Annotated in this window: 25 protein-coding genes and 3 tRNA genes; 11 read left to right on the plus strand and 17 right to left on the minus strand. The window is 62.9% G+C overall.

Features of this window, described 5'->3' with window-relative positions; translation table 11 throughout:
- Window positions 1-142 precede the first annotated feature (142 nt).
- The 3 genes from VPH41_RS17100 to VPH41_RS17110 all read left to right on the plus strand — a co-directional run bounded on the left by VPH41_RS17100 (window position 143) and on the right by VPH41_RS17110 (window position 542).
- Window positions 143-227: transfer RNA gene (locus VPH41_RS17100), tRNA-Leu, on the plus strand.
- 67 nt (window positions 228-294) lie between these two features.
- Window positions 295-379 (plus strand) — tRNA-Leu (locus VPH41_RS17105).
- A 78-nt stretch (window positions 380-457) separates the two neighbouring features.
- Window positions 458-542: transfer RNA gene (locus VPH41_RS17110), tRNA-Leu, on the plus strand.
- Between the two features lie 97 nt (window positions 543-639).
- Here the strand turns inward: VPH41_RS17110 and VPH41_RS17115 are convergent.
- Window positions 640-1,491, minus strand: a complete 852-nt coding sequence (locus VPH41_RS17115) for an SDR family oxidoreductase (RefSeq protein WP_328570904.1) — start codon at window positions 1,489-1,491, stop codon at window positions 640-642.
- A 114-nt stretch (window positions 1,492-1,605) separates the two neighbouring features.
- Here VPH41_RS17115 and VPH41_RS17120 point away from each other — a divergent pair, with 114 nt between their 5' ends.
- From VPH41_RS17120 to phaP, 4 genes are all read left to right on the plus strand, one after another.
- Window positions 1,606-2,034: a winged helix-turn-helix transcriptional regulator gene (locus tag VPH41_RS17120; RefSeq protein WP_287778687.1), complete on the plus strand. Its 429-nt coding sequence runs from the start codon at window positions 1,606-1,608 to the stop codon at window positions 2,032-2,034.
- A gap of 102 nt (window positions 2,035-2,136) precedes the next feature.
- The gene (locus VPH41_RS17125) at window positions 2,137-4,377 is read left to right on the plus strand and encodes an ATP-binding protein (protein WP_328570905.1); all 2,241 of its coding nucleotides are present in this window, start codon (window positions 2,137-2,139) and stop codon (window positions 4,375-4,377) included.
- A gap of 47 nt (window positions 4,378-4,424) precedes the next feature.
- Window positions 4,425-4,619, plus strand: coding sequence for a hypothetical protein (locus VPH41_RS17130; protein WP_152258512.1), 195 nt, complete (start codon window positions 4,425-4,427; stop codon window positions 4,617-4,619).
- Window positions 4,620-4,726: 107 nt separating this feature from the next.
- A complete protein-coding gene (gene phaP / locus VPH41_RS17135) occupies window positions 4,727-5,338 on the plus strand; it encodes a TIGR01841 family phasin (protein ID WP_152284466.1) in 612 nt (203 codons plus the stop codon).
- Window positions 5,339-5,417: 79 nt separating this feature from the next.
- On the opposite strand, the gene VPH41_RS17140 is transcribed toward phaP, so the two are convergent.
- Together VPH41_RS17140 and VPH41_RS17145 are read right to left on the minus strand one after the other, a co-directional pair.
- Entirely contained in the window at window positions 5,418-6,041 is a 624-nt protein-coding gene (locus tag VPH41_RS17140) for a helix-turn-helix transcriptional regulator (RefSeq protein ID WP_328571234.1), read from the minus strand.
- 8 nt (window positions 6,042-6,049) lie between these two features.
- Window positions 6,050-7,267 (minus strand): MFS transporter, encoded by a 1,218-nt coding sequence (locus VPH41_RS17145; protein ID WP_328570906.1) that lies wholly within the window; start codon window positions 7,265-7,267, stop codon window positions 6,050-6,052.
- A 155-nt stretch (window positions 7,268-7,422) separates the two neighbouring features.
- On the opposite strand from VPH41_RS17145, the gene VPH41_RS17150 reads away from it, so the two are divergent.
- From VPH41_RS17150 to VPH41_RS17160, 3 genes are all read left to right on the plus strand, one after another.
- Window positions 7,423-8,127 carry an SMI1/KNR4 family protein gene (locus tag VPH41_RS17150; RefSeq protein ID WP_328570907.1) on the plus strand — a complete coding sequence of 235 codons (705 nt, stop codon included), beginning with the start codon at window positions 7,423-7,425 and terminating at the stop codon, window positions 8,125-8,127.
- Between the two features lie 92 nt (window positions 8,128-8,219).
- Window positions 8,220-9,872: a VRR-NUC domain-containing protein gene (locus VPH41_RS17155; RefSeq protein ID WP_328570908.1), complete on the plus strand. Its 1,653-nt coding sequence runs from the start codon at window positions 8,220-8,222 to the stop codon at window positions 9,870-9,872.
- Window positions 9,869-12,145: an ATP-dependent DNA helicase gene (locus VPH41_RS17160; protein WP_328570909.1), complete on the plus strand. Its 2,277-nt coding sequence runs from the start codon at window positions 9,869-9,871 to the stop codon at window positions 12,143-12,145. The genes VPH41_RS17155 and VPH41_RS17160 overlap by 4 nt, the downstream gene beginning before the upstream one ends.
- Here VPH41_RS17160 and VPH41_RS17165 read toward each other — a convergent pair.
- Genes VPH41_RS17165 through VPH41_RS17180 form a run of 4 tightly spaced genes read right to left on the minus strand, consistent with a single transcriptional unit; the run spans window position 12,131 to window position 15,145 of the window.
- Window positions 12,131-12,868, minus strand: coding sequence for a LytR/AlgR family response regulator transcription factor (locus tag VPH41_RS17165; RefSeq protein ID WP_328571235.1), 738 nt, complete (start codon window positions 12,866-12,868; stop codon window positions 12,131-12,133). The genes VPH41_RS17160 and VPH41_RS17165 overlap by 15 nt on opposite strands.
- Before the next feature lie 11 nt (window positions 12,869-12,879).
- Window positions 12,880-13,956: a sensor histidine kinase gene (locus tag VPH41_RS17170; protein WP_328570910.1), complete on the minus strand. Its 1,077-nt coding sequence runs from the start codon at window positions 13,954-13,956 to the stop codon at window positions 12,880-12,882.
- Between the two features lie 6 nt (window positions 13,957-13,962).
- Complete coding sequence (locus VPH41_RS17175) at window positions 13,963-14,772, minus strand: LiaI-LiaF-like domain-containing protein (RefSeq protein WP_328570911.1); 810 nt, start codon at window positions 14,770-14,772, stop codon at window positions 13,963-13,965.
- On the minus strand, window positions 14,762-15,145 hold the full coding sequence (locus VPH41_RS17180) for a LiaF transmembrane domain-containing protein (RefSeq protein WP_328570912.1): 384 nt from the start codon (window positions 15,143-15,145) through the stop codon (window positions 14,762-14,764). The genes VPH41_RS17175 and VPH41_RS17180 overlap by 11 nt, the downstream gene beginning before the upstream one ends.
- Window positions 15,146-15,154: 9 nt before the next feature.
- On the opposite strand from VPH41_RS17180, the gene VPH41_RS17185 reads away from it, so the two are divergent.
- Window positions 15,155-15,400 carry a hypothetical protein gene (locus VPH41_RS17185; protein ID WP_328570913.1) on the plus strand — a complete coding sequence of 82 codons (246 nt, stop codon included), beginning with the start codon at window positions 15,155-15,157 and terminating at the stop codon, window positions 15,398-15,400.
- Between the two features lie 128 nt (window positions 15,401-15,528).
- Here VPH41_RS17185 and VPH41_RS17190 read toward each other — a convergent pair whose 3' ends face one another.
- The 10 genes from VPH41_RS17190 to pstS form a co-directional block, all read right to left on the minus strand.
- Window positions 15,529-16,443 (minus strand): NAD-dependent epimerase/dehydratase family protein, encoded by a 915-nt coding sequence (locus VPH41_RS17190; RefSeq protein ID WP_328570914.1) that lies wholly within the window; start codon window positions 16,441-16,443, stop codon window positions 15,529-15,531.
- 94 nt (window positions 16,444-16,537) lie between these two features.
- Window positions 16,538-18,484 (minus strand): ATP-dependent helicase, encoded by a 1,947-nt coding sequence (locus tag VPH41_RS17195; RefSeq protein WP_328570915.1) that lies wholly within the window; start codon window positions 18,482-18,484, stop codon window positions 16,538-16,540.
- A gap of 35 nt (window positions 18,485-18,519) precedes the next feature.
- Window positions 18,520-19,716: a selenoneine synthase SenA gene (gene senA / locus VPH41_RS17200; protein ID WP_328570916.1), complete on the minus strand. Its 1,197-nt coding sequence runs from the start codon at window positions 19,714-19,716 to the stop codon at window positions 18,520-18,522.
- A 75-nt stretch (window positions 19,717-19,791) separates the two neighbouring features.
- Window positions 19,792-21,108: a phosphate regulon sensor histidine kinase PhoR gene (gene phoR, locus VPH41_RS17205; RefSeq protein ID WP_152284457.1), complete on the minus strand. Its 1,317-nt coding sequence runs from the start codon at window positions 21,106-21,108 to the stop codon at window positions 19,792-19,794.
- Window positions 21,109-21,119: 11 nt separating this feature from the next.
- Window positions 21,120-21,809, minus strand: a complete 690-nt coding sequence (locus tag VPH41_RS17210; protein WP_034755074.1) for a response regulator — start codon at window positions 21,807-21,809, stop codon at window positions 21,120-21,122.
- A gap of 5 nt (window positions 21,810-21,814) precedes the next feature.
- On the minus strand, window positions 21,815-22,525 hold the full coding sequence (phoU, locus tag VPH41_RS17215; RefSeq protein WP_034778131.1) for a phosphate signaling complex protein PhoU: 711 nt from the start codon (window positions 22,523-22,525) through the stop codon (window positions 21,815-21,817).
- Window positions 22,526-22,573: 48 nt separating this feature from the next.
- Window positions 22,574-23,356, minus strand: a complete 783-nt coding sequence (gene pstB / locus VPH41_RS17220; protein ID WP_010396817.1) for a phosphate ABC transporter ATP-binding protein PstB — start codon at window positions 23,354-23,356, stop codon at window positions 22,574-22,576.
- 38 nt (window positions 23,357-23,394) lie between these two features.
- Entirely contained in the window at window positions 23,395-24,282 is an 888-nt protein-coding gene (gene pstA / locus VPH41_RS17225) for a phosphate ABC transporter permease PstA (protein WP_077402151.1), read from the minus strand.
- Window positions 24,279-25,250, minus strand: a complete 972-nt coding sequence (gene pstC, locus VPH41_RS17230; RefSeq protein ID WP_152258497.1) for a phosphate ABC transporter permease subunit PstC — start codon at window positions 25,248-25,250, stop codon at window positions 24,279-24,281. Before pstC ends, pstA begins: the two co-directional genes overlap by 4 nt.
- A 352-nt stretch (window positions 25,251-25,602) precedes the next feature.
- Complete coding sequence (pstS, locus tag VPH41_RS17235) at window positions 25,603-26,637, minus strand: phosphate ABC transporter substrate-binding protein PstS (protein ID WP_442906279.1); 1,035 nt, start codon at window positions 26,635-26,637, stop codon at window positions 25,603-25,605.
- Between the last annotated feature and the right edge of the window lie 125 nt (window positions 26,638-26,762).

Raw genomic sequence — 26,762 nt, forward strand, 5'->3', positions numbered from 1 at the left:
TCATAGGGAACAGCCGTTTTCAGGCAAAAAAACATGTTTCTTGAAGAAAAGTGCAAAATGTTGATTGACCGAATGCGCGCCAGCCCTTATGATTTTGTCCTCGCTGCAGAACATGCAGCGACAAGCAGCAAGCAGTAACAATGCCCACGTGGCGGAATTGGTAGACGCGCATGGTTCAGGTCCATGTGCCTTCGGGTGTAGGGGTTCGAGTCCCTTCGTGGGCACCACCAGCAATGAGATGTTTTCATTGTGATCCGCAGTAAAGCAGTACGCAGTTGAAATGAGCAGCACAATGCCCACGTGGCGGAATTGGTAGACGCGCATGGTTCAGGTCCATGTGCCTTCGGGTGTAGGGGTTCGAGTCCCTTCGTGGGCACCACCAGCAACGAGCTGTTTTCGTTGTAGTCCGCAGTACAGTAGTGAGACATCGCAGTAAGCAGCAACAAGCAGCATCAGTGCCCACGTGGCGGAATTGGTAGACGCGCATGGTTCAGGTCCATGTGCCTTCGGGTGTAGGGGTTCGAGTCCCTTCGTGGGCACCATTACCTAATTCGCAAAAAAGCCGCAAACTTTCACGAGTTTGCGGCTTTTTTCATTCCAGAATGCCGCGCAGTCTTCCCGACCTGCGGCACCCTCCCCTTATTTGACCAGCGCCGCCTTCACGGCATTGGCCAAGCTCGTCGTCGGACGGCCAATCAGCGCGCTCAATTGCTTGCCATTGTCTTCCAGGCCGCCCTTGGCCGCGCCCGCATCGGAATCGGCCAGCAAGTCGGCAAAGCCCTCCGGCACGCCCACGCCAATCAAGGCGGCCTTGAAATCGGCCTGCGGCAAATCCTTGTACACGATCGCCTTGCCCGACTGGCGCGCCACTTCAGCTGCGTACTCGGCCAGGGTAAAGCCGTGGTCGCCTGCGAGTTCATAGATGACTTGCGGCTGGGCAGCCGTCAGCACGGCGGCGGCGGCCGCCGCGTAATCGGCACGCGCGGCCGACGAGAAGCGGCCATTCTGCGCCGCACCCAGCACGACGCCATGCTCGAGCACGGGCGCCAGGTGTTCCGTATGGTTTTCCAGGTACCAGCCGTTGCGCAGGAAACTGTACGGCAGGCCCGATGCGCGGATGGCCGCTTCCGTGACGACGTGCTCGGCAGCCAGGCCCAGCGGCGACGTGTCGGCGCGCAAGACGCTGGTGTAGGCCAGCAGGGCAACGCCGGCACGCTTGGCCGCATCGATGACGTTCTGGTGCTGCTGCGCGCGCTGCCCCACTTCGCTGGACGAGATCAGCAAGATCTTCGTTGCGCCCTTGAATGCCGCGTCGAGGCTGGCGCCATCGTTGTAATCGGCCTGGCGCACTTGCACGCCCAGTGCGGCCAGGCTGGCAGCCTTGGCCGGATTGCGCACGGCGGCAATGATGTTCGCTGCGGGGACGGATTTGAGCAGGCTGGCGATGACGTGCTGGCCCAGGTTGCCTGTGGCGCCGGTGATGACGATCATGATTTCTCCTTGGAGGGTGGGTGGTAAGACCCTATAATAGGACTATTACTTACTTATTGTAAGTACGTACCTTTTGGTAAGTATGAATTCATCTCAAATTGAAGGCCAACTATCATGTCCACAGACACTCCCGGCGCCAGCCTGCGCGCCGCCCTCGCCCGCCAGAACCAGGGCGCGCACCTGCTGGCGGCCGCCTGCCCGTCGCGCGCCGTACTCAGCCACCTGACCAGCCGCTGGGCCGTGCTGGTGCTGGTGTTGCTGCTGAGCGGCACGCGGCGCTTCAGCGAACTGCGCCGTGAAGTGGGCGGGGTCAGCGAAAAGATGCTGGCGCAAACCCTGGAAGCGCTGGCGGGCGACGGCTTCGTGCTGCGCCAGGCATATCTGGTGATACCGCCCAAGGTGGAATACAGCCTCACGCCGCTGGGACGCGAAGCGGCCGAACGACTGGCCGTGCTGGTCGACTGGATCGAGGATAATTACCCGCGCATCGAGCAGGCGCGCGCCGAGCTGGCAACGGCGCCCGCAGCGCAAAACGCGGCCTGAACGGGCGCGATAACCCTTGCTTTTGGTCATCAAGAATTATCGTTTACTCCTACTTGCCTTGATGTAATACTAGGCCCATGAACCGCGTAAGGGCGCGATACCATGAATCAGTTGATTTCTTCCATCGCCGACCGGGCCAAAGTGCTACTGGTCAGCAATTCGCCGAACGATGTGCGCGAACTGCTGTATGTGCTGGACCGGCATAACCTGGGCACGGGACTGGCGGGCGATGTCGACGAAGGCGTAGAACTGGCGGCCGGCGGCACGGACCTGATCCTGCTCGACGCGGCCCTGGCCGGCTCGAATATCGGCGCCACCTGCATGCGCCTGCGCAATGCGGGCGGACGCCACAGCGTGCCCCTGCTGCTGATGTCGGCCACCCCCAGCGCCGAGGAACAGGGCCGCAGCGTGGGTGCCGGCGCATCCGACTACATCAAGATGCCCTTCAATGCGCGCGACGTGGCGGAAAAAATCCTCATGGAACTGGCCTTGCACAAGGCCGTGGCGTCCGCGCCGCTTGCTGCCGCGCCGCCGCGCCCCCTGCATCCGCAAACGCTGGAAGTCAATTACCACTCGATCCTGGCCGGTTCGCCCGACGCCGTGCTGCTGTTCGACATCGACAACCGCCTGCTGATCGACGCCAACCACCTGGCCGAAGACCTGTTCGGCATGCCGCTGGCGGAACTGCTGCAAGGTGGCATGGAACCGCTGTTTCCGAAACTCCAGGACGATGGCCGCGCCTCGCCGCAACTGCTGGAAGAAAAGATCCGCGATACCCTGCAAGGCAAGATCGTCGTCTTCCGCGCCAGCTGCTGCCACCGCGACAGCCATCCGATCGCCTGCGAAATCCGCTTGATGCGCTTGTCCGTGCCGGGCCGCCAGCTCGTGCATGCGCGCATCATCGACTTGACCGAACGCAACCTCGCCGAAGCGATGCGTTCGGGACAGAGCACCCTGCTGGAAATGGTCGCCAAGGGCGCGCCCCTGACGCCCACCCTGAACCAGCTGCTGCTCCTGATCGAAGGCCAGTCGCGCGGCGTGCTTTGCTCCATCATGCTGCTCGACGATGACGGCATCCACATGCACAGCGCGGCCGGCCCCAGCCTGCCGCCCGAATACATGGCCCTGCTCGAAGGCGTGGCCATCGGCCCCGGCGTGGGTTCCTGCGGCACGGCCATGTTCCTGCGCGAACCGGTGGTGGTCAGCGACATCATGCGCGATCCCCTGTGGGCGCCCTACCGCGAGCTGGCCGCGCCGTTCGGCTTGCGCGCCTGCTGGTCGCGCCCCATCTTCGGCCAGGATGGCGCCGTGCTCGGTTCATTCGCCATGTATTACCGCGAAGTGCGCCAGCCCGATGCGCGCGACCTGGAGCTGATCGATACGGCCACCGACCTGGCCGGCATCGCCATCGGCCGCATGCGCCACGAACGCGAACTGCAGCGCCACCGCGCCCATCTGGAAGAGCTGGTGGCCGAACGCACGGCAGCCCTGACGCAGGCCAAGGAACACTCGGAGCAGACCAACTGCGAACTGGCCGCCGCGCTGGAAAACCTGTCCATCACGCAGGAAGAACTGGTGCGCCGCGACAAGCTGGCCGCGCTGGGCGCGCTGGTGGCCGGCATCGCGCATGAACTCAATACGCCGATCGGCAACGGCCTGGTGGTCGCCACCACCATGGCCGAGCGCACGCGCGAAATCCAGGCCAGCTTCCTCGACGGCCTGCGCCGCTCGGAACTGGGCGCCTACCTGACCCAGGCCAGCGAGGCGGACGCCATCATGCTGCGCAACCTGCAGCGCGCCGCCGACCTGGTGTCGAGCTTCAAGCAGATCGCCGTCGACCGCGCCAGCTCGCAGCGCCGGCACTTCCTGCTGCGCCAGTTCATCGCCGAACTGATGCTGCCCATGTCCACGCCCCTGAAGGCTGCCGGCCTGCACCTGACGCAGGACGTGCCGGACGGCCTGGCCATGGACAGCTATCCCGGTCCGCTGGGCCAGGTGCTGAGCAACCTGCTGGAAAATTGCCTGCGCCATGCCTTCGAAGGCCGCAGCGGCGGCAAGATCGCCATTACCGCCCGCGGCAGCGACGACGGGCAGACGATCACCCTGTCCATCGCCGACACGGGCGTGGGCATCGCCGCCGATGCCCTGGCACATGTCTACGATCCCTTCTTCACGACCAAGCTCGGCTCCGGCGGCTCGGGCCTGGGCCTGCACGTGGCGCACAACATCGTCACGGGCGTGCTGGGCGGCCATATCGATGCCACCAGCAGCACCGGCGCCGACAGCGGCACCACCTTCACCCTGCAACTGCCCGCCGCGGCGCCGCAATCGGCCGCCCCCTGAGCGGCAGGCGCGCTACAATGCCGGCAGGCTTTTCTTTCGGAGCACCTATGAAATACCTGATCGCCACGGCCCTGCTGGCCGTTTGCGCTTGCGCCTCGGCCGGACCAGCCCCCTGGTACAAATGGCGCAGCAAGGTCGACGGCACCCTGTCGTGCGCCCAATCCACGCTGGGATTTGGCTGGGAACTGGCCTCGGGCCCGTATAAAGATAGCCGTTGCGAAAAACCTGCGCTTGTTAAATAATGGGGCCATGACCACACGGGGCACCGGCTTGAGATCAAGCGATGGCATTGCGGCGTCGAAAGAGTATGGAACGATAAGAACGTATCTATTCAAACCGAGGAGACCACATGTTTACGAATCCCGAACAATTTGCATCGGCCACCAAGGCCTTGTTTGAATTCCAGCTGATGACCTTCAACACCCTCACCTCCAAGGCCGTGCAAGGCGTGGAGCAGGTGCTGGCGCTGAACATGGCCACCGCCAAGTCCGGCATCGAGGACAGCCTTGCCGCCGGCAAGGAAATCAGCCAGGCCAAGGATCCGAAGGCCGCCATGGCCGCCGCCGCTGCCCAGCTGCAGCCGGGCGTGGCCGGCGCGAAAGCGTATAAACAGCAACTCGACGACATCATCAAGGAAATCCACACGGAATTCACCACGGCCGCGGAAGCCCATGTGGCGGAAGCGAAAAGCAATCTGAGCGCCCTGATCTACGACGTCACGAAAAACGTGCCGCCAGGCTCGGAAAACGCCGTGGCCATCGTCAAGGCCGCCATCGACAATGCCTTCCTCGGCTACGAGCAAGTGACCAAGGCCACGAAACAGGCAGTGAAAACCGTGGAAGAGCAGATCGCCAAGGCCAGCGCGCAAGTGGCGCAGGCAACGGAAAAGGCGACGAGCGGCGCCACCGCCGCGGCTGAAAAGGCAGCGCCTGCCGCCAAGCCCAAGGCGGCTAAAAAGTAACGAGCCCCAAGAGCAAGTACCGGGGTCGTACCCTCAGGGTACGACCCCAGCCTTTACTTGGGGTCGACAAGTTTGCCCCTCACCCCACCGGCACGATCCTGTACACGCAGCGCCTGCCCCCGTCCAGCAGATATTCGCTGCGCTCCACCGTGCAATCGTCCCCCAGTACCCGCTGAAAGATGGCCAGCTCCGAGCGGCAGAAATTCTGGCATGCCGTGGCCGCTGCACAGATGGGGCAATGGTTCTCCACCAGTAAGACACTGCCATCGTCCTGCGGCTCCGCGTGGGCCATGTAACCTTCGCCGTCGCGCGCCCGCGCCAGGCTGTCCACTCTTTGCGCCAGCTCAAGCTGCGGGTCGACCAGCTGGCCATAGGCCAGCTCGCTGCTGCGCTCGCGCGCGCCGATCAGTTTCTCCAGGCCCGCATCGCCGAACAGGGTTTTCACTTGCGCGATCAATTCCAGGGTCAGGTCCGCATGGCGGTCGGGATAGCGCGCGTGGCCCTCCCGCGTCAACGCCCAGCGCCGCGACGGGCGCCCCACCTTGTCGGCCACATCCTCGAAAGCCACCAGGCCCCTGTCCTGCGCCGCTTCCAGCTGGCGCCGCGCGCCCATGGAAGTGATATCGAGCAGGGCCGCCAGTTGCTGCGCCGTCTGCGGCCCCCGCATCTTCAGCAGGAACAGGGTCTGTTCCGACGTGTTCATGCTGCTGCTCATGCCACGGCCTTTGCGTCGACGGCGCCATCGAGCTGGCGGCGCCAGGCCACCATGCGCCAGGCAGCCCAGGCGGCGGACAAGGCGCCCGCGACGAGGATCAGCCGCGTGTCGATCAGGGTCAGCACGGAGCCGCTCAAGGCGACGACGATGTTGGCGATGCAAAACGTGGTGGCCAGCAAGCCCATCACGGCGCCCTGCCCGTGCGCGCTGAAGCGCTCGGCGCACCAGCCCTGGATCACCGTGTTGTACAGGGCATTCGGAATGCCGAACAGCACGATGGCGGCGATGCCCACCCAGATATTGCCCAGCGCCAGGATCCCCACGGCCAGCGCCACGCCGCACGCATACCAGCTGGCCCGCAGCAGCGGCGCATGGCGGCTGGGACCGCCCGCCAGCAGCGAAGTGACCGTCATCGTGCCGCACAGGCCCACATTCACCCAGGCAATCTCCTGTGCATGGTAATTGGCCGTCTCGACCAGCCACAGCGGATAGAATTCGTAGAAGCTGGCCACGCCGCACGTGAGTGCCAGTTGCACGATGAACAGGGTGCGCAGCTCGTCATGGCGCAGCAGGTTCAGCGAATGGCGGTCGCGCGCCACCTGCCACCACGACGTCGTCAGCAGGGACGGCGTTTCGCGCGGCAAGCCCACGGCCACCAGCACGGCCACCAGCATCAGGGCGGCGGCGGCAATCCAGAACGGCACCGTCACGCCCCAGCCCAGGGTCGCGCCCGCCAGGATGGGCCCCACCAGCCAGCCCAGGTAAAACGCGCCATTCAGCCAGGACATGGCGCGCAGGCGCAGCGGTCCCGTCAGCTGGTCGGCCAGCATGGCGCGCGCCACGGCGCCGTTTCCCTCCAGTAAACCCGTGATGAAACGGGCGACGATGAACAGCGGATAGGACTGGATCACCAGCGCCCAGGCCGTGATCGCATGGCCGATGGCGGCGCCCACGGCCGTGCGCATCAGCAAGGGGCGGCGGCCGTAGCGGTCCGACAAGGGGCCCAGCACGGCCGAGCCGATCAGCAAGCCCAGCGGGTTGATGGTCAGTGCCAGGCCGAACAGCAGTTTCGACGGCAAGCCCAGGAAATTGTTGAAGGCATTCGGCGCCTCGGCCGCAAACAGGGGCGGCAGGATCGGGTATGGCAGGGAGGCGCCGATGGTCGACAGCAGCGCCAGCAGGCAGGCGGCGGAAATCAGGATGATATTTTTCATGCGGGCTCGATGGAGATGGTCTGGCAAGAATACGTGGCCAGGCCACATAAGTAAACTAAAACGTTTATTAATTGTGGCAAAGGTTGCCACTGTGAAGCGTGCGCGCCATCGCCTCGGCTATCATGGCGCCACGAATCACGACGAACAGGGCAAACATGACACTGTCAGAAATTGAACACGAACACGGCTTCACCTATCCGCCGCTGTACCGGCAGCTGGACCGCGACGGCATGCTCGACGTGGGCGAATACGGACCCGACTGGTACAAGCTGGTGTTTCCCACACTACAGGAGCGTCCCACCCTGCTGCTGCACGCAGACGATTTCGAATTGCTCAATATCAAATCCGTGGCGGAAGAAGCGGCGAGCTTGCTCGACGAGGACGATTACCGGCGCATCTCTCCCCGTTTCCAGTTCATCCCGTTCGCGCAAACGGGCGCGGGCGACCACTACTGCTTTTTCGCGTCCGGCCAGCACGAGGGCGACATGCCCATCGTGCTGCTGTGGCACGACCAGGATGAAGCCCAGTACCTGGCGAAAAATCTGCAGGACTTCATCTTTCACATGCTGTTGAACAGCATGGCGGACCAGGATACCTACAACGACGTGGGCGACGGGGAATTCCGCGAGCAGCTGGAAAAGACCATGCTCACGCATGCGCGCTACCTGACGCCGGAGCAGGCGCAGGTCCTGCAAACGCTGCTGTCGCGCGACATCATCGACTACGAAGTGGCGCTGCCGAAGGGACGCAAGGAAGCGCACCGGGGCTTGCTGACCGATATGGAACTGGCCAGCCTGCGCGACAAACTCATTCCCTACGAAAAGTTCGACAGCTGTTTTGCCTACAGCACGGCCAGCTGAGCATAAAATCGCTGGGCAAGCGGCGGATGAAGGTTTAAACTGTATATAAACACAGTAAAACCGATCACCTTGCATCTTGCCACATTCCCCCCATGCTGAGAGTCCTGGAAAATCCCCTGTACTATCTGGACAATTTCCAGGATGTGCTGAGCTGGATAGCCGCCCGTTACGCCGACCTGCTGAGCGTTGAAGAAACGCAGTTCATCGCCGACTTCGGCGCACTGCCGCTGCCCTCGCGCGCCCTGTTCGTGCGCCTCGTCATGCGCAAGGGCTGCCTGTTTCGCGCCAGCAAGCTCAATTACGAGGAAATCGGCGACACGCGCGCGGCCGCCCTGCCCTTGCTGGCCCTGGAGTGGGTGGAAGCCGATCCCGCCATCTCGCTCGATGAACTGTTCGAACAACTGCTGAAAGCGGAAATCGCCCAGGCCTTTCAGCTCGCCGCTCCCCTGAAGGCGGCGCGCAAGGCCGAGCAGCTGGACGCCTTGCGCGAGCAGCATGGGGACAGCAAGCCGTTTTCCGCCTGGCATCCGGCTTGTGGCGACGTGCTGTACCGCATCGGCTTGCAACCGCTGTGCGACCGATTGCGCCTGATTTATTTTGGCAACTATCACCAGGACTGGTCGGAATTCGTGCTGTCCGACCTGGGCGTGTATCAATACGAAAAAGTGGAATTCTCGCCGCAGTCGCGGGGCTTTCGCACGCGCCAGGATATCGAACACTATGAAGTGCTGCACCAGTGCCGCGAACGCTACAACGACAGCGCGCCCGCGGACGCAGTGCTGCAGGCACTGGCGGCGCTGCCCTTGTCGCAGGACAATACCTGGCTGGCCAGCCGGCGCGACAAGCTGCGTTTCCAGATCGGCCAGCACCTGGAAAAGACCCAGGACTGGCCCGCCGCCTACCGCGCCTATGCCGATTGCCGCTATCCGGGCGCGCGGGGCCGCGCCATCCGCGTGCTGGAAAAAGACGAGCAGCCGCAAGCGGCCTACGAACGCCTGACGATCGCGCTGGCCGCGCCGGAAAGCGAGGCGGAACAGCAATTGCTGCTGCGCATGGCGCCCCGGCTGCGGCGCAAGCTGGGCCACGCAAAACTGGCGGCCGCCGTGCCTGCCGCCATCGACCGCATCGACCTGCATCTGCCGTACCCAGACGCCGCGTGCTACGTGGAAGGAGTGGTACAGCAACACCTGATGCAGGACGACGCGCCCGTGTATTACGTGGAAAACACCCTGATCAATTCGCTGTTCGGTCTGCTGTGCTGGCCCGCCATCTTCAAGGCCATGCCGGGCGCCTTCTTCCACCCGTTTCACCGTGGCCCGGCCGACTTGCACAGTGCCGATTTCTGCCAGCGCCGCAGCACGGACTTTGCCGCTTGCCTGGCGCAGCTGGACGACGGCAGCTACCACGCCGCCATCCGCGCCACGCTTGCCGCCAAGCACGGCATCGTCTCGCCGTTCGTCAGCTGGGACGTGCTGGACGGCGGCTTGCTGGACCTGGCGCTGGCCTGCATCCCCGCCTTTCATCTGAAGAAGGCGTTCGAACGCATCTTGCTCGATATTAAAAGTAACCGCAGCGGCTTGCCCGATTTAATCCAGTTCTGGCCGGAAGAACGGCGCTACCGCATGATCGAAGTCAAGGGCCCAGGCGACCGATTGCAGGACAACCAGCTGCGCTGGATCGCCTATTGCGCCGAGCACGCCATGCCCGTCAGCGTGTGCTACCTGCAATGGCAGGCGGCAGCATGAGCGGCAGCACGTACACGATCGCCGTGCGCGCCCTGTGCGAATTCACGGCCAAGGTGGGCGACCTGGACTTGCGTTTCACACCTTCCCCCACGGCGCAGGAAGGCATGGCGGGCCACGCCACCGTCACCAGCCGGCGCGACGACGATTACCAGCGCGAAATCAGCCTGTCCGGCGACTTCGGGCCTTTGCACGTGCGGGGCCGCGCCGATGGCTACGACCCGGCGCGGCGCCAGCTGGAAGAAATCAAAACCTACCGGGGCGAACTCGACGCCATGCCCGCCAACCATCGCCAGCTGCACTGGGCGCAGGCGCGCATCTATGGCCACTTGCTGTGCCAGCAGCTGAACCTGCCCATGCTGCGCGTGGCGCTCGTGTATTTCGACATTGCCAGCCAGAAGGAAACGGTCATGCATGAGGAATGCACGGCCGAGGCACTGCGCCTGTTCTTCGAGCAGCATTGCGCGCTGTTCCTCGACTGGGCCGAACAGGAGCTGGCGCACCGGGCCGGCCGCGACGCGCAGCTCACCAGCATGGCGTTTCCCCATGCGGACTTTCGCCCGGGCCAGCGCCAGCTAGCCGAAGCCATGTACAAGGCCAGCAGCCGCGGCTGCGGCTTGCTGGCGCAGGCGCCGACCGGCATCGGCAAGACGGTGGGCAGCCTGTTTCCCATGCTCAAGGCGACGGCCGCGCATGGCCTCGATAAACTGTTTTTCCTCGCCGCCAAGGTGCCGGGACGGCAGATGGCGCTCGACGCCTGCGCCATCCTCAAGGAGAGCGCGCCCCTGCTGCCCCTGCGCGTGCTGGAACTGAGCGCCAAGACCAGCGCCTGCGAACATCCGGACAAAGCCTGTCACGGCGAATCGTGTCCGCTGGCCAAGGGCTTTTACGACCGCCTGCCGCTGGCGCGCGAAGTGGCGCTGGCCAGCGGCTTGATCCTGGACAAGGAAGCCGTGCGCGCCATCGCCTTGCAGCAGGGTATTTGCCCGTATTACCTGGGCATGGAATTGGCGCGCTGGAGCGATGTCGTCATCGGCGACTACAATTATTATTTCGACCTCAGCGCCATGCTGTACGGCATGACCCTGGCCCACGACTGGAAAGTCAACGTGCTGGTGGACGAAGCGCACAATATGGTGTCGCGCGCGCGCAGCATGTATAGCGCCGAACTGGCGCAGATCGACCTGAAAATGCTGCGCAAGTTCGCGCCCGAAGGATTGAAAAAGCCGCTGGACCGCCTGGCGCGCCAGTGGACGGCGCTGTTAAAAGAGCAGGATGGCGACTACCACGTGCATGCGGCCCTGCCCGAAAAATTCTTTGGCGCGCTGCAAGGCGTGGCCACGGCCATCGGCGACTACATGGCCGAACACGCTGCCGCGCTCGACGAGGACTTGCAGCGCTTTTATTTCGACGTGCTGCTGATCAACCGCCTGGCGGAAAGCTTTGGACCACACTCGCTGTTCGACGTCAGCAAAACGAATACGGGAGTCAATGCGGGCTCCACCGTCTGCATCCGCAACATCGTGCCGGCACCGTTTCTCAAGGAGCGCTTCGCGGCCAGCCACAGCACGGCCCTGTTTTCCGCCACCCTGAGTCCATGGAATTATTACAGCGACACCTTGGGCATGCCGGCCGACACGGCCTGGGTTGACGTGGAATCGCCCTTCCAGGCGCAGCAACTGTCCGTGCGCGTGGCCGACAGCATTTCCACGCGCTACCAGCACCGCGCCGCCTCGCTGCTGCCCATCGCCCAGCTGATGGCAAAGCAATACGCGGAAACGCCGGGCAACTACCTGGCCTTCTTCAGCAGCTTCGACTACATGGAAAAAACGGCCCACTTGTTTGCCCAGCATTACCCGGACGTGCCCATCTGGCAGCAGCCGCGCCGCATGGACGATGCTGCCCGCGCGCACTTTTTGGGGCGCTTCGGCCTGGAGACGCGCGGCATCGGCTTTGCCGTGCTCGGCGGCGCATTTGGCGAAGGCATCGACTTGCCGGGCGCGCGCCTGATCGGCGCCTTCATCGCCACCCTGGGCTTGCCGCAGATCAATCCCGTCAACGAACAGATCCGCCAGCGCATGGGCGAGCTCTTCGGCGCCGGCTACGACTACACGTATCTGTATCCGGGCATGCAAAAGGTGGTGCAGGCGGCCGGCCGGGTTATCCGCACGCAGTCGGACAAGGGCGTCGTCTACCTGATCGACGACCGTTTTTCCCGGCCAGAAATCCGCCAGCTACTGCCCACGTGGTGGGATGTGCAGCTAGCCAACCAGTAACTTCAGCTTCTGGTAGCCCGCCTTGCTCACGGGTATGCGCGTGTCATCGCGCAAGATGGCCACGTGGCTGTCCTTCGTGGCTGCCTCGATGCGGCGGATGCCGTCGATATTGAGCAGATACGACCTGTGCACGCGCAGGAACTTGGCGGGATCGAGCTGAGCTTCCAGTTCCGCCAGGGTCTGGCTTTTCAGGTAGGACTTGCCCTCGGAGCGGATGCTGATGTAATCGTCCTGCGCTTCGATGTAATCGATGCGCGCACTGGCGATCACGTGGACCCTGGCGCCATCGCGTATCAGCACGCGGTCCAGGGGCGCGGCGCGCGTGGCCGCTTCGCGCGCCACCGTTTGCACGGCAGCCTGGGCGGTGGGCGTGCTGCGCTGCGCACGCGCATGGGACAGCGCCTGGTCGAAGCGCTGTTCGCTGAACGGTTTGAGCAGGTAATCGAGCGCATGGCATTCGAACGCCTTCAGGGCGTACTGGTCGTAGGCCGTGACAAAGATCAGGCGCGTCTTCGCGCCGATCAGCTCGGCCACTTCAAAGCCGTCCAGGCGCGGCATCTGGATGTCGAGAAACACCAGTTCCGGCTCCAGTTCCGCGATGGCCTTGACGGCGTCGAAACCGTTGGCGCACTCGGCCACGATGTCGATATCGCCGTGGCGCGCCAGGTATTCGCGCAGCACGCTGCGCGCCAGCAATTCATCATCGACGATGGCCACCCGCATTCTTGCCTGCATCATGCTTTCTCCGTGTCGCCGGTCTGCGCCGGCATCGATAAGGTCACTTCAAACGCCGCGCCGCGGCGCGCCCAGTGCACGCCCGCTTCGTGGCCGTAGGCGCTGGCCAGGCGCTGGCGCACGTTCTGCAGCCCCACGCCATTGCCGCGCTCTGGCCCTTGATCCGCATCAACGGGATTGCGCACGGCAATCTGCAGCAGGCTGCCCGTGCGCCGCACCTCGATGGCGATCAGGCCGCCCTCCGTCAAGCCGCAGATGCCATGCTTGACGGCATTTTCCACCAGCGGCTGTATCAGCATGGGCGGCAGCAGGCAGGCCAGCGCGGCGTCATCGATGGCTTCCGCCACTTGCAGGCGCGCGCCGAAACGCACTTGCTCGATGGCCAGGAAATGGCGGATCAGCACCAGTTCCTGTTCCACGGTGATGTGCTTGTGCGCTTCCAGGCTCAGGCTCTGGCGAAAGAAACTGGCCAGCTGCACCGTCATCTGGCGCGCGCCTGCCGCATCGATAGACGTCAGGGCGCTGATGGAGTTCAGGCTGTTGAACAGGAAATGCGGATCGATCTGCGTGCGCAGCATGCGCAGCTGCGCTTCCTGCGCCATCAGCTGCGCTTCCAGGCCCCGCTGCTCGGCCATCCTGGCGCGCACGAATTCCAGCAACAGATAGTGCACGGCGGCAGCCAGGCAATACAGCAGCACGCCCAGGCCGAAAAACAGGGCCAGCAGCGATTGCGTCAGGTTCACGCCCAGCCAGGGCACTTCCAGCAGCAGGCTGACGCTGTTCAGAAATTGCAGCAGGGTCGCCCACAGCAAACCCGCGAACAGGGCCGCCACACCCATCACGCCGGCAATGGCCAGCGGATGGCGCGCGTGCAAGGGATAGGCGCGGCACAGGTAAAACGCGGAAAAGCCCGAACCGATGGCATACACGAGCGTGGCGGGCACCACCAGCAGGACGGCGTTGAGCCTGGGCGCATGGGCCACCCTGGCCAGCACGAACGCCAGCGCCAGGCCCAGCGCCAGGCACACCACCACCACGGCCACGGCGCCGCGCCGCTTCGACAAGGGTCCGGACATGCGCGCCTAGTTGCGGATTTCCAGGCCGCCCATGATGGCGTAGCCCGTCACGTACAGACGCTTGTCCTGGTTCGGCGGCACGATGGTCTTTTCCTCGAAGCCGCCGAGGATGGGCGTGCCCTGCAGCACCACGCTCCAGTCGGGCGGAATCTTGATGGTGACGCCGCCGCACAGGGCGAATACGTTGAGCACGGCCTCGCCCTGGATCGATGCCTGGCGCAAGTCGATTTCGCAGCCGGCCATGATGACGTTGATATCGCCGCCCTTGAAGCGCTGCGACGACACGCGCCGCACAAAGCCGCCCAGGATGGCCGTCACTTCGATGATGCTGTCGTCGTCCGCCTGCCCGCCGACGCCGGGCGCTGCCGTCGCGGCGTCCTTGTCCAGCGACACGGCGCCATTCCTGGGCTGGCCGAACGAGTCTGGCGCTGGCGTGCCGTCCTGCTGCGCGGCAAAGTGCCGGCGCCGCTGCCGCTGCTGCCCGCCGGGCAGGGACTTCGACACCACGGCCACGCCGGCGGCAATGATGAGCAGCGGCCACAGCATGCCCCAGTTGATATAGAACAATCCCATGGCTTTCAGGGTCCAGGTCAAGCCCAGCAAGACCATCACGCCGCCAAGGATGTAGCCGGAGCGCGTATGGCTTTGCGATATTTTCAGCAAGCCGAAAATGATGAGGATGGTGGGCCAGAAGCGGAAGGTGTAGCGCACATTGATGAAACCGAGGTTATCGAGCAGGAACAGCAGCCCCAGGCCGATGACGATGACACCCAGCACGATCTGCGATGGCGAGTGCAGCGGCGGTTTATTTTTCATGCTCGGACTCCCGGTAGGCAATAAAATGTTTGTTCAACAGCGGTTCCAGCACGAGGCCCACGCCCCAGGCGATCAGCAAGGCGGGCCAGCTATTGTAGAAACTCAAGTTCCACAGTTCTTCATACGACACATACCACCAGGCAGCGAAAAAGATCAGCCACAGGCCGCTCAGCACCTGCTTGGCGGACACGGGCGTGAGCAGCTTGTTGAGGCCAAAGACGGCCAGTATCAGCGGCCAATAATGCCATAGTGCATAGTAATCGTGCAGATAGATCACATCGAGCCGGTCCAGCAGGATGATGGCGCCGATGGCGATCAGCAGCACGCCCCACAGCAGCTGGGTACGGCGGTAATAGGCTGGTTCAGGTTTCACGATCACCCCTTGAAGTTGGTTGATCGTAAAGATACGCGGATTTCGGACGGGAGCAAACACCGCTTCGGCGAATGGCGGACAGGCAGCGGTGAATGGCGCAGCGGAAGAAATGGCAGGCAAAAAAAAGACCGGCTAGCGCCGGCCTTGAAGGGGTTCGTAGCACAACATCACGACCTGGAGTTGCAGTGTACAGCCGCGCGGCGCACCTGCGCCCGCAGCGGAAATCTGGTGCCGATCCTTGAGGCGACCGGCTGACCTGCTGGAAGATCGAACATGCCGCCAACTTCACGGCAGTGCGTCTCAACCAAGCAAAGCCATCATACTCCCGATCGCCAGAAAGCACCGTTCGCTAGCGCACACAGATGCGATTGTGCTGAGCTGCATCAAACGGCGGTGGCGTGCGGCGGCTGCAGCATGTCATTGGCGATCCATGCCAGCACGGACGGTCCCTGCGGCTGCCAGCCCAGCAGCGTACATGCCCGCGCGCCGCGCACGCGGCTGTTGGAGCCGAGACCGTAGGAAGCCATCTCGTAGCCCCATTCGGCAATGGCTTCCGGCAACGGCCAGTCCTGCGCGGGCCCCAGGTCCAGTGCCTGGGCGATGGCGGCCGTCATGTCGCGGAACGCCGCTTCGCCCGACTCGACAAAGTAAAACGTGCCGGCAGGCGACTTTTCCAGCGCCAGCAAATACAGGCTGACGACATCGTCGATATGCACGTTGGACCAGATGTTGCGGCCCGGCCCCACGTGGCGCACGATGCCGCTCTTGCGCGCCTGTTTCAGCAGGCGCGGCAGCTGCACGCTGTCGCGCGGCAAGGCGCCGTGGCCGTAGATCAGGGTGTTGCACAGCACGCTGGCGCGCACACCCCTGGCGGCGCTGGCCAGCACCAGGTCGTCGATGGCGACCCGGGCCGCCTTGTCGGCCGTGGGCGCCGGCAGCTTGTCTTCGTAGTAAATCTGCTGCGTACCCTCGCCGCCTGACGCGTCGCCCACGATGGACGAGCCGCTCGTGTGCAGGAACGGTTTATTCGTGCCCGCCAGCGCATCGATGATGGCTTCCACGGCGCCCCGGTGGTCGCTGCTGGCCGCATTGATGACGGCATCGGCCGCCTTCGCCTGCTCGATGAGCAGCTCGCGGTCGTTCAGCTCGCCCTGCACGCCCAGCACGCCGATCCTGGCCAGCTCGGCCACCTGCTCCGGTTTGCGCACGAGGCCCGTCACCTGATGGCCGGCGCGCACGAGGCCCGCCGCGATGGAACTGCCGATGAAACCCGCCGCACCCGTCAAAAACACGTTCATATCTTGCTCCCTGTCTGGTTAGATTGCTGTCAATCACACCAGGCCAGTATGCCCGCTTTCGTCTTTCGCAAAAAGCAGGCTTGCAGCAAATGATCTATGACTTGGACGCAACAATCTTCTGCTTGAGCTGCAGGGCGGCGATGTAGCGGCTCTGCCAGGCAGGGTCTTCCGGCGTCAGCAAGGTCAGCCTGTCGCGCGCGCGCGTGGCGGCCACATAGAACCGGTTTTCCTCTTCCAGCGGGTCGGTCTTGCTGCGTGGGAATTCGTCGACCGCCAGGTAGGGCAGAATCACGTGGTTGTATTCGAGGCCCTTGATCTGGTCGATGCAGGCGATCACCAGTTTGGCCTTGCCGGTCGAGACCGTCACGGCGTCTTCCATCTCGCCCAGCCAGCCGGCAAAGCCGCCCAGCGCCACGCCCGCTTCGCGGCACACGGCAATGAAGCCGTGCAGGGAACGGGCCACCACCCTCGCCTGGGCCGGGTCCACATAGATGCGGCGCGCCGTCTGTTCCAGCTGCATCAGGCCAAAGATGTGCTGCAGCGCGTCGCCGGCCAGCGCATCGGGAGGCAGCGCGTGCAGGTAGTCGACGGCGGCCAGGGTCAGCGCCGCCTTGTCCTGGTTGTGCGACTTGGCCAGCTGGTTGGTCAGGAAGCCTTCCAGCAAATCCGGATAATTGGCCACGTCGGCCTTGGCTTGCTGCAGCTCCGCGCGCGTAAACGGGATTTCCGCGAACGCCACCAGGGCTTCGAGGATCTCGCCCCGGCGCGGGCCGCTCTTAATCGCGTGCAAGTCCTTGCGGGCGATGGCGACCATGCCGCGCAGCATCAGCACTTCCAGGCTCAGCAGATAACTGTTCATGTCCACCAGGCCATACGCGATACCGCTCTGGAACAGTGCCGTTTCCACGCGGATCGCCTGGTCGCGGTCGCGCAGCAAGATGGCCGTCGTGCCCGCATGCGCGTGTTCGAGCGCGGCGATCAGCTGGGCGCTGCACGCCTGCGGCTGCGCATGGTCGTACTGCAGCACTTCGATATGCGTGGCGCGCGACAGGGCCGACACGCTGGCCTTGTTCTTCAGCACGCCCACGGCGTGTGCCAGCTGCGGGCCGTAGCGGTACGATGCCGTCAGCGGCAGACGCTGCAAGGCGGGAAATTCCTGTTCGAAGCGCTGGCGCAGGAAGCGGTGGTCGGCGCCCGACCACGTGTAGATGACCTGGTCCTTGTCGCCCGCACCGCAGAAAAACGCATTGCCGCGGCGTATCAGCATAGTCAGCAGCCGGAACGACGCTTCGTTCAAATCGTGCAATTCATCGGCCACGATGATCTGAAAGGCCGGCAATTGCTGGCGCAGCGGCTCGTCGCCGTCGAGCATGCGCACCAGATCGTAAGTAGCGTCGAACGGGGCGCGGAACTGGATATCGCCCGTGTCGGCGCCGCGCAAGCCTTCATATTCGCGCAGCCAAAGATAATGCGTGCGCGACATGCCCAGCAGCTCCAGATTGTCTTCCAGGGAATTGCTCTCGAAGTCGGGATTCTGGAAATCCAGGCGCGCCTTGGTGCGCAACTGCAATTTCAGGAATTCGGCAATCGCGCCGTTCGTCGTATTGATTTCCAGCGGATAATGGTGGGCGTATTTCTCGGATACCACTTCCAGCGCTTCCCAGGCAACCGGGCGCAGCTCTTCATCGCTGCGCATGAACGCCACCTGCATGTTTTCCAGCTGCGACAGCACCTTGGCGGCAAAAGCGTCGAAGGTGTCGATGGTCAGGCGCTTGACGACGCCCAGCGGCACGCCCACTTCCAGCAGGCGCTGGCGCAGGGCCACGCGCGCCGCTTCCGTGAAGACCAGCGCCAGCATGCGTTCGGGCGCGCGGCCCCGGTGCAGCGCTTCGGCCAGGCGCAGGGCCAGAGTCGTCGTCTTGGCCGCGCCCGCATTGGCGTCGATCAGCACGACTTTCTTTTGCGCCGTCTGGATGGCCACTTGCTCCGGCGTGGGCGTGATGCGTTTGGGAATGAACTGCGGGGTGTTATCTGTACTCAAAAGAATTCCTGAAATGGTTACTACGCTTTGCGTGCTTACCAGGCGCAGGTGCGCAGGCCGGCAAAGATGTCGCCCCGCTCGGGCGCGTGGAAGGCGCGCATGCGGGCCGAATGCAGGCGCGGCGGCGTGGCGAAGGCGGCGCCGCGCAGCACCTGGTGCTGCATGAAATACGGCGCCGAATACTCGCGCCAGGCATCAGGCGCAAAACCCGGATACGGTTCGAACGGCGTCGCCGTCCATTCCCACACCTGGCCCCAGTGAAAGCGCGGATGGCCGGACAGCGCAGCATACTCCCATTCCGCCTCCGTCGCCAGGCGGCGCCCCGCCCAGGCGCAGTACGCCTGCGCTTCATACAGGTTGATGTGGCGCACGGCTTCATTCGGAGGCAAGGTCGTGCGCTGGCCGAAACGCATGGTGCGCCATTGCGTTGCCTCGCGCAGCCAGTACAGCGGCGACGAGCGCTCCTGCTGCATCAACCAGGCGCTGCCCGCCGCGCTCCAGAACTGGCGGTTCTGGTAGCCGCCGTCGGCGACAAAGTCGGCAAACTGGGCGTTGGATACGGCGCAGGCATCGATGGAAAACGGCGGCACGTAGCACGCGTGGGGCGGCGATTCATTGTCGAAGGCAAACCCGGCGCCGCGGGGCGAACCCAGCTCGATGGTCCCGCCGGGAAAAGCAATATCCCCCGCCCCTGGCGGCAAGGCGGGGCTGACGGCCAGCGATGCGGGTGCTTCCAGGCCCAGCCATTGCAAGCCGGCCAGCATTTCCTCGCCACACAAGTCTTCCTGCGCCAAGGCCAGCCGGTACGGGGCCAGGGCGCTGTCGACATTGGCTTCGCGCGACAGTTTATCCAGTACCCTGTCGAGCACTTCGTGGCAATACGTTTTCACGGCGCCCGGGCTGGGCAGGTCCAGCTTCCAGCGCGCGCGGTGTTCCACCATGTTGGCGTCGAACAAATCGTCGCCGCGCGTCAGCAGGGAATTGTAGATGGCGTCGGCCGGATGGCTCGATGCGGCTTCGCGCAGGATGTACCACTCGGCAAACCAGGCGATATGCGCAAGTTGCCATAAGGGCGGATTGAGGCGCGGATGGCGGGGCAGGCCCGCCACCACGTCCAGGCCGGCAGTGACATAACAGTCGAACAGGGACAGGGTATCCTGGCGCGCGGCCTGCAGCGACTGGGCCAGTTGCTGCGCGCCGGCGTGGCGAAAAGAGGCGTTGATTAAAGTCATGGCCAGATTGTAACGACTTATGCCAACCTTGCACTAGTCGCACCACGATACCGGGAGGAGCATCCTCCCTTCGGCCTACTTGACCAGCAACTCGCCCTGCAGCGGGGTGACGACGGACTTGGGCATGCTGACGATAAAACTGCTGCCTTTGTCGGCCACGGACTGGATGGCCAGCGTTCCCCCGTGGCGCAGCAGCACGTGCTTGACGATGGCCAGGCCCAGGCCCGTGCCCTGGGTTTCGCGCGAGCGGCTCTTGTCGACGCGGTAGAAACGTTCCGTCAGGCGCGAGATATGCTCGGGGCTGATGCCGATGCCCGTATCCTGGGCGATGAATTGCGGTCCCGTCGCGCCATCCTGCCAGCGCAGGGTGATGGTGCCGCCGGCCGGCGTGTAGCGCACGGCGTTCGAAGCGAGGTTGCCGAACGCGCTGTACAGCTCGTCGTAGCTGCCCAGCACGTCGGGACCATTGCATTCCATCTTGACGTCATGCTTGCCGGCAGACAAGCCCTTGGCGTCGCGCAAGACCTGCTGCATCAACTTCCTGACATCCACGGGCTCGGGGCGCAGCGGATAGTCGACCGATTCCAGGCGCGACAGGGTCAGCATGTCCTCGATCAGATGCTGCATGCGGTGGCCCTGCTCCGTCATCAGCTTGAGGTGGGCGGCGCGCGTGGCGGCGTCCAGGTCCAGCTCGGCGGAAGCGATTTCCAGGAAGCCCACGATGACGGTCAGCGGCGTGCGCAGCTCGTGCGAGGCGTTGGCGATGAAGTCGCGGCGCATCATTTCAATGCGTTCCGTTTCCGTCACATCATGCGTGACGAGAATCTGGCGGCGGTTTTCAAACGGGATGATCTGCACGATCAGCTTGCGGTTGCGGAAAGTGATCGTCAGCGGCTGGTCGTAGCGGCCCAGGATGATGTAATCCATGAACTCGGGGCTGCGGATCAGGTTGGTGACGCGCATGCCCTTGTCGCGCTCGTGCGTGAGGCCCAGGTGTTTCTCGGCGGCGGGATTGCACCATTCGAGGAACAGCACGTCGTCCATGATGACGACGCCGTCGGGCAGCAGATGCATGGCCTGGCGGAAACGCGCCAGCCATTCCGTCAGCTCGGCCTGGTTTTTCTCGTCGTCGCGGCGCATGCGGTACAGGCGCGCGAAGATGCTGGTCCAGGCGCCCCAGCCATCGGGCAGCTTGGCGCTTTGCGGATTGTCCAGCCAATTACTCAGCTGGAACAGGTAGGACAGCTGCACGAACACCATCATGGCCATCAGCACGAAGGCGATGCCCAGCGCATACGTGGCGCCAAACAGATACCAGACGACGGCCACGCCCAGCAGCGCCAGCACCATGCGCAAGGCGGCCGGTACCCAGAACAGCAATTTCGGATTCATAGAGGCTAGCTTTATTTTTCAGACAACATGTAGCCGACGCTGCGCACGGTCTTGATCAGGCTTTCCGCCTCTTTCAAGGCTTTGCGCAAGCGCAATACGTGGACGTCGACCGTGCGTTCCTCGATCACCACATGGTCGCCCCACACCTTGTCGAGCAGCTGGCTGCGCGAAAACACGCGCTCGGGATGGGCCAGCAGGAATTTCAGCAGCTTGTATTCGGCATGGCCGATATCGATCTTCTGTTCATCCATCATCACGGTGCAGCTGACGGGGTCCAGGGCCACATTGCCGGCGCGCATGGGCGCCTGCGCGTGTTCCGGGCTCTTGCGTCGCAGCAAGGCCTTGGCGCGCGCCAGCAGCTCGCGCGGCGAGAACGGCTTGGTGACGTAGTCGTCGGCCCCGCTGTTCAGGCCAGCCAGCTTGTCTTCTTCCATGCTCTTGGCGGTGAGCATGATGACGGGGATGGCCGCGAAATTACGGTCGGCGCGGATGCGCGACAGCAGGCGCAAGCCCGTCTGGTCCGGCAGCATCCAGTCCAGCAGGATCAGATGCGGCGTGCGGTGCTGGATGAATTCCCAGGCATCGGCAACGTTTTGTACAGAACAGCAATTCCAGCCGGATTCGCGCAGCGAATAGGTCACCAGTTCAACGATGGCCGGCTCATCTTCAACAATCAATACCGTGGTTTTATCAGATGCCATAAAGCTTACTCAGGGAGCTCCTCGGAAATGGCGGGAGCAGCCACCTTGGTGTGGCGGATGTCCTTGCCTTCAACCACGTAGATCACGTATTCGGCGATGTTTTTCGCATGGTCGCCGATCCGTTCGATGGCCTTGGCCACCCACAGGGTATCGAGCGCCGCCGAAATCGTGCGCGGGTCTTCCATCATAAAGGTTATCAAGTTGCGCATGATAGACCGAAACTCATGGTCGATGATGGCATCTTGTGCAATTAATTGTAAGGCTTGCTTGCCATCGTTGCGCGCGAACGCGTCGAGCGCGTCGTGCAGCATGTCGGTAGCCGTATTGGCAATGCCGCGCACCATTTCGTAATGGTTGACGACGCCGTTGCCCCGCTTGTGCAGATTCTTCGCCACGCGGGCGATTTTTGTCGCTTCGTCGCCTACGCGCTCGAGGTCGGTGATCACCTTGATGGTGGCCATGATGGTGCGCAAGTCGTTGGCGGCCGGCTGGCGGCGCACGATCAGATGGCTGCAGGCATCGTCCAGCGACACTTCCAGCTGGTTGACGACGTCGTCTTCGCGCATCACGCGGTCGGCGCGTTCCGGATTGCCGATGCGGAAGCACGTCATCGCGTCGAGGAACTGGGTTTCAACGATGCCGCCCATCAGGAGCACTTTCGAGCGGATCGCTTCGAGTTCGTTGTCGTACTGCTTGGATGAATGTTCGCCTATCATGCTGTCTCTCCGTATTCAGTTGTCTTGTATATAGCGGTGCGCGGTGGATCAGCCGAAGCGGCCCGTGATGTAATCCTGCGTTTCCTTGCGGGCCGGATTCATGAAGATCTGGTCCGTTTCGCCGAATTCCACCAGCTCGCCCAGATACATATAGGCCGTGTAATCGGAGCAGCGCGCCGCCTGCTGCATATTGTGCGTCACGATGGCGATCGTGTAATCCTGTTTCAGTTCGCTGATCAGCTCTTCCACCTTCGAGGTGGAAATCGGGTCCAGCGCCGAGGTCGGCTCATCGAGCAGCAAGACATCGGGCTTCACGGCCACGCCGCGCGCGATGCACAGGCGCTGTTGCTGGCCGCCCGACAGCGACAGGCCGCTCTTGCTCAGCTTATCCTTGACTTCGCCCCACAGCGCAGCCTTTTTCAGGGCCCACTCGACGCGCTCGTCCATCTCGCCCTTCGACAGGTCTTCATACAGGCGCACGCCGAAAGCGATGTTGTCGTACACGGACATGGGAAACGGCGTCGGCTTCTGGAACACCATGCCGACCTTGGCGCGCAGCATGTTGACGTCCTGGTCCGCGTCGAGCACGTTGCGGCCGCGGTACAGGATGGAGCCTTCCGCGCGCTGGCCAGGATACAGGTCGTACATGCGATTCAAGGTGCGCAGCAGGGTCGACTTGCCGCAACCGGACGGGCCGATGAAGGCCGTGACCTTTTTCTCGTGGATGTCCAGGTTGACGTTATGCAAGCTTTGCGTTTTGCCGTAAAAAAAGTTCAGGCCCGAAATCTCGATGGTTTTTTTCTTTGGTGCCAGGTCTTGTGCTGGATTCATTTGCGTATTCATTTGGGTTCGCTTCGCTCGATATCTGTTTAATTAGGGACTTTTTGGCTGAACACGGTGCGCGACAGGATATTTAAGGCCAGCACGCTGAAGGTGATCAGCAGTGCGCCGCCCCAGGCCAGCGAGCGCCAGTTGTCGTACGGGCTCATCGCAAACGATGCGATGACGGACGGCAAGTTGGCCATCGGCGCATTCATGTTGAAGCTTTGGAACTGGTTATTCAGGGCCGTGAACAGCAGCGGTGCCGTTTCGCCGGCGATGCGGGCCAATGCCAGCAGTACGCCGGTGATGACGCCAGCCTTGACGGCGCGCAAGCGTACCAGGGTAGCGACCTTCCAGCGCGGCGCGCCCAGGGCAAACGCGGCTTCCAGCAGGCTGTTCGGCACCAGGCGCAGCATATTGTCCGTCGTGCGCACCACCACCGGCACGGCGATCAGCGACAGGGCGATGGCGCCCGCATAACCGGAGAAATGCTTGACGTGGGCCACGTACAGCGCATACACGAACAGGCCGATGACGATCGATGGGGCGGACAGCATGATGTCCGTGACGAAACGCGTCACTTGCGCCAGCTTGTTTTCTTCGCCGTATTCGGCCAGGTAGATGCCGGCCAGGATGCCGATCGGGGTGCTGACGACCGTTGCCAGGCCCACCATCAGGGCGCTGCCGACGATGGCATTGATCAGGCCGCCGCCTTCGCTGCCGGGAGCCGGCGTCGTTTGCGTGAACAGGTCGACGGACAGGGCGCCAAAGCCCTTGATCACCAGGGTGAACAGGATCCACACGAGCACGGCCAGGCCCAGAGCCATGGCGGCCACCGACAGGGCGATGCCGACGCGGTGCATCAGCAGGCGCTTGCGGTAGACGGGGTTCATGGCCGGCTTGGCCGGAACGTCGAGAGTGCTTACTTGGCTCATTTCGTGCCTTCCTTGCGGGACATGCCAGCCAGCATCAGCTTGGCGGCGGATAAGACGATAAAGGTGATGACAAACAGGATCAGTGCCAGCGAGAACAGCGAGGATACGTGCAGCGCCGATTGCGCTTCGCCGAATTCGTTTGCCAGCAAGGAGGTGATGCTGTTACCGGCAGCAAACAGCGACCACGACAGCTTGTTCGCGTTACCGATCACAAAGGTGACTGCCATGGTCTCGCCCAGCGCGCGGCCCAGGCCCAGCATGACGCCGCCGACGACGCCGGTCTTGGTGTAAGGCAAGACAATCTTGCGCACCACTTCCCAGCGCGTGCAGCCCAGGCCGTATGCGGATTCCTTCAGCACGGCAGGGACGATCTCGAACACGTCGCGCATCACGGAAGCGATGAAGGGGATGATCATGATGGCCAGCACCAGGCCGGCCGTCAGCAGGCCGATGCCCATCATGGGGCCGCTGAACAGCTGGCCGATGACGGGGACGTTGCCCAGGGTGGCTTTCAGCAGCGGCTGGACGTGGTCGGCAAACAGGGGCGCGAAGACAAACAGGCCCCAGATGCCGTAGATGATCGATGGCACGCCGGCCAGCAGCTCGACAGCCGTGCCCAGCGGGCGACGCAGCCAGGCCGGGCAGATTTCCGTGAGGAACAGGGCGATGCCGAAGCTGACGGGAAAGGCGATCAACAAGGCGATGATCGACGTCACCAGGGTGCCGATGATGGGGATCAGGGCGCCGTACTGGTCATTGACGGGATCCCACTCGGCCGAAACGATGAAGTGCAGGCCGAAGGTCTGGAAGGCCGGTATCGATTCCATGATCAGCGAAATGATGATGCCGACCAGGACGACCAGCACCGACAGGGCGAACAGCATCGTCACCTTGTGGAACAGGAAATCCTGGATGCGCTGCTTGCGCATGGTCGATAGCATTTGCGCGTGACTGATGGAATCGGTCATGGTGCCGCCTGGCATGGGGATCGTGGAGGAGGTAGATTGTGCGCTCATATTGTGCCAGATGTGGGTGGTACTGCCGGTATTGCTGTTTTAGTACGCCTGTCAAAACCTACTGCGCGTCGGGATTTACGGCCTGCGATGCTCACTGTACCTTCGTACAGTTGCGCTTCTCGACCGCAACTCCCTTCCGCTCGCTACGGTTTTGTCAGGCGTCGTTGCTTTTATTCTTTTAGTTACTTTTATTCTTTTAGCCAGGACCGTCTGCAAGGGCTTGCGGGCGGTCCTGGCTAACTCCCTGCCCCGCCGTGCTGCTGGCGGGGACAAGGATCGGTACTTATCTGGTCAAACTATCGAATTAGTAGATAGCTTTGCCCGATGCGTCTTTCAGGTTGGCTTTCCACGATTCCTGCACCAGTTTCACGACCGATGCCGGCATTGGCACGTAGTCCAGTTCGACGGCAGCAGGGCCGCCGTTTTTGTAGGCCCAGTCGAAGAATTTCAGGACTTCTTTAGCCTTGCCTGCATCAGCCTGGACTTTGTGCATCAGGATGAACGACACGCCAGTGATAGGCCAGCTGTTCTTGCCAGCTTGGTCGGTCAGGACCACGCCGAAGCCTGGGGTTTGCGTCCAAGGTGCCGAAGCAGCTGCTGCCTTGAAGTTTTCGTCGTCAGGCTGCAGGAAGTTGCCGTCCTTGTTTTGCAGCTGGGTGTGCGACATATTGTTTTTCTTGGCGTAAGCCCACTCGACGTAGCCGATCGAACCCTTGATACGCTGCACGTTGGCGGCGACGCCTTCGTTACCCTTGCCGCCCACGCCCACGGCCCATTTCACAGCCGAGCCAGCACCGATTTTCGATTTGAATTCCGGGTTGGTTTTCGACAGGAAGTCGGTGAACAGGAACGAGGTGCCCGAACCGTCGGCGCGGTGCACCACGGTGATTTCCGTGTCCGGCAGCTTGACGCCCGTGTTCAGGGCGGCGATTTCCGGCGCGCTCCATTTGGTGATCTTGCCCAGGTAGATGTCGGCAACGACCTTGCCCGTCATCTTCAGTTGGCCTGGCTTGACGCCGTCCAGGTTGACGATGGTGACAACGCCGCCCATGATGGCAGGAAACTGCATCAGGCCTGCTTCTTCCAGCTCTTCTGCCTTCAAAGGCATGTCCGAAGCGCCGAATTCAACAGTCTTGGCCTTGATTTGCTTGATGCCGGCGCCGGAACCGACGGACTGGTAGTTCAGGCCGTTACCCGTGTTGGCTTTGTAAGTCTCAGCCCATTTGGCGTAGATCGGGTACGGGAAGGTTGCACCAGCACCTGTCATATCTGCCGCCATGACGGAAGCGGAAGAAAATGCCATCGCTGCCGAAGCACCCACGACGATAAATTTGAACATTTGCTTCATTTGCATATCAAGTCCTCAGGGTTGTTAGGGCTCAAAGTCCCGGTTGAATGCTGCGCAGTCTAGCAAGCGAATATGACAGCTTTATGACATGCGCCAAATTTCATGAAATATTTGCC

Source organism: Janthinobacterium sp. P210006 (assembly GCF_036231885.1).
GTDB classification, from domain to species: domain Bacteria; phylum Pseudomonadota; class Gammaproteobacteria; order Burkholderiales; family Burkholderiaceae_D; genus Janthinobacterium; species Janthinobacterium violaceinigrum.

Excerpts from the sequence above, each read along its gene's own strand:
- VPH41_RS17115 (WP_328570904.1), bottom strand. The coding sequence starts at position 1,491 with ATGATCGTCATCACCGGCGCCACAGGCAACCTGGGCCAGCACGTCATC.
- VPH41_RS17120 (WP_287778687.1), top strand. The coding sequence starts at position 1,606 with ATGTCCACAGACACTCCCGGCGCCAGCCTGCGCGCCGCCCTCGCCCGC.
- VPH41_RS17125 (WP_328570905.1), top strand. The coding sequence starts at position 2,137 with ATGAATCAGTTGATTTCTTCCATCGCCGACCGGGCCAAAGTGCTACTG.
- VPH41_RS17130 (WP_152258512.1), top strand. The coding sequence starts at position 4,425 with ATGAAATACCTGATCGCCACGGCCCTGCTGGCCGTTTGCGCTTGCGCC.
- phaP (WP_152284466.1), top strand. The coding sequence starts at position 4,727 with ATGTTTACGAATCCCGAACAATTTGCATCGGCCACCAAGGCCTTGTTT.
- VPH41_RS17140 (WP_328571234.1), bottom strand. The coding sequence starts at position 6,041 with ATGAACACGTCGGAACAGACCCTGTTCCTGCTGAAGATGCGGGGGCCG.
- VPH41_RS17145 (WP_328570906.1), bottom strand. The coding sequence starts at position 7,267 with ATGAAAAATATCATCCTGATTTCCGCCGCCTGCCTGCTGGCGCTGCTG.
- VPH41_RS17150 (WP_328570907.1), top strand. The coding sequence starts at position 7,423 with ATGACACTGTCAGAAATTGAACACGAACACGGCTTCACCTATCCGCCG.
- VPH41_RS17155 (WP_328570908.1), top strand. The coding sequence starts at position 8,220 with ATGCTGAGAGTCCTGGAAAATCCCCTGTACTATCTGGACAATTTCCAG.
- VPH41_RS17160 (WP_328570909.1), top strand. The coding sequence starts at position 9,869 with ATGAGCGGCAGCACGTACACGATCGCCGTGCGCGCCCTGTGCGAATTC.
- VPH41_RS17165 (WP_328571235.1), bottom strand. The coding sequence starts at position 12,868 with ATGCGGGTGGCCATCGTCGATGATGAATTGCTGGCGCGCAGCGTGCTG.
- VPH41_RS17170 (WP_328570910.1), bottom strand. The coding sequence starts at position 13,956 with ATGTCCGGACCCTTGTCGAAGCGGCGCGGCGCCGTGGCCGTGGTGGTG.
- VPH41_RS17175 (WP_328570911.1), bottom strand. The coding sequence starts at position 14,772 with ATGAAAAATAAACCGCCGCTGCACTCGCCATCGCAGATCGTGCTGGGT.
- VPH41_RS17190 (WP_328570914.1), bottom strand. The coding sequence starts at position 16,443 with ATGAACGTGTTTTTGACGGGTGCGGCGGGTTTCATCGGCAGTTCCATC.
- senA (WP_328570916.1), bottom strand. The coding sequence starts at position 19,716 with ATGACTTTAATCAACGCCTCTTTTCGCCACGCCGGCGCGCAGCAACTG.
- phoR (WP_152284457.1), bottom strand. The coding sequence starts at position 21,108 with ATGAATCCGAAATTGCTGTTCTGGGTACCGGCCGCCTTGCGCATGGTG.
- VPH41_RS17210 (WP_034755074.1), bottom strand. The coding sequence starts at position 21,809 with ATGGCATCTGATAAAACCACGGTATTGATTGTTGAAGATGAGCCGGCC.
- phoU (WP_034778131.1), bottom strand. The coding sequence starts at position 22,525 with ATGATAGGCGAACATTCATCCAAGCAGTACGACAACGAACTCGAAGCG.
- pstB (WP_010396817.1), bottom strand. The coding sequence starts at position 23,356 with ATGAATCCAGCACAAGACCTGGCACCAAAGAAAAAAACCATCGAGATT.
- pstA (WP_077402151.1), bottom strand. The coding sequence starts at position 24,282 with ATGAGCCAAGTAAGCACTCTCGACGTTCCGGCCAAGCCGGCCATGAAC.
- pstC (WP_152258497.1), bottom strand. The coding sequence starts at position 25,250 with ATGACCGATTCCATCAGTCACGCGCAAATGCTATCGACCATGCGCAAG.
- pstS (WP_442906279.1), bottom strand. The coding sequence starts at position 26,637 with ATGTTCAAATTTATCGTCGTGGGTGCTTCGGCAGCGATGGCATTTTCT.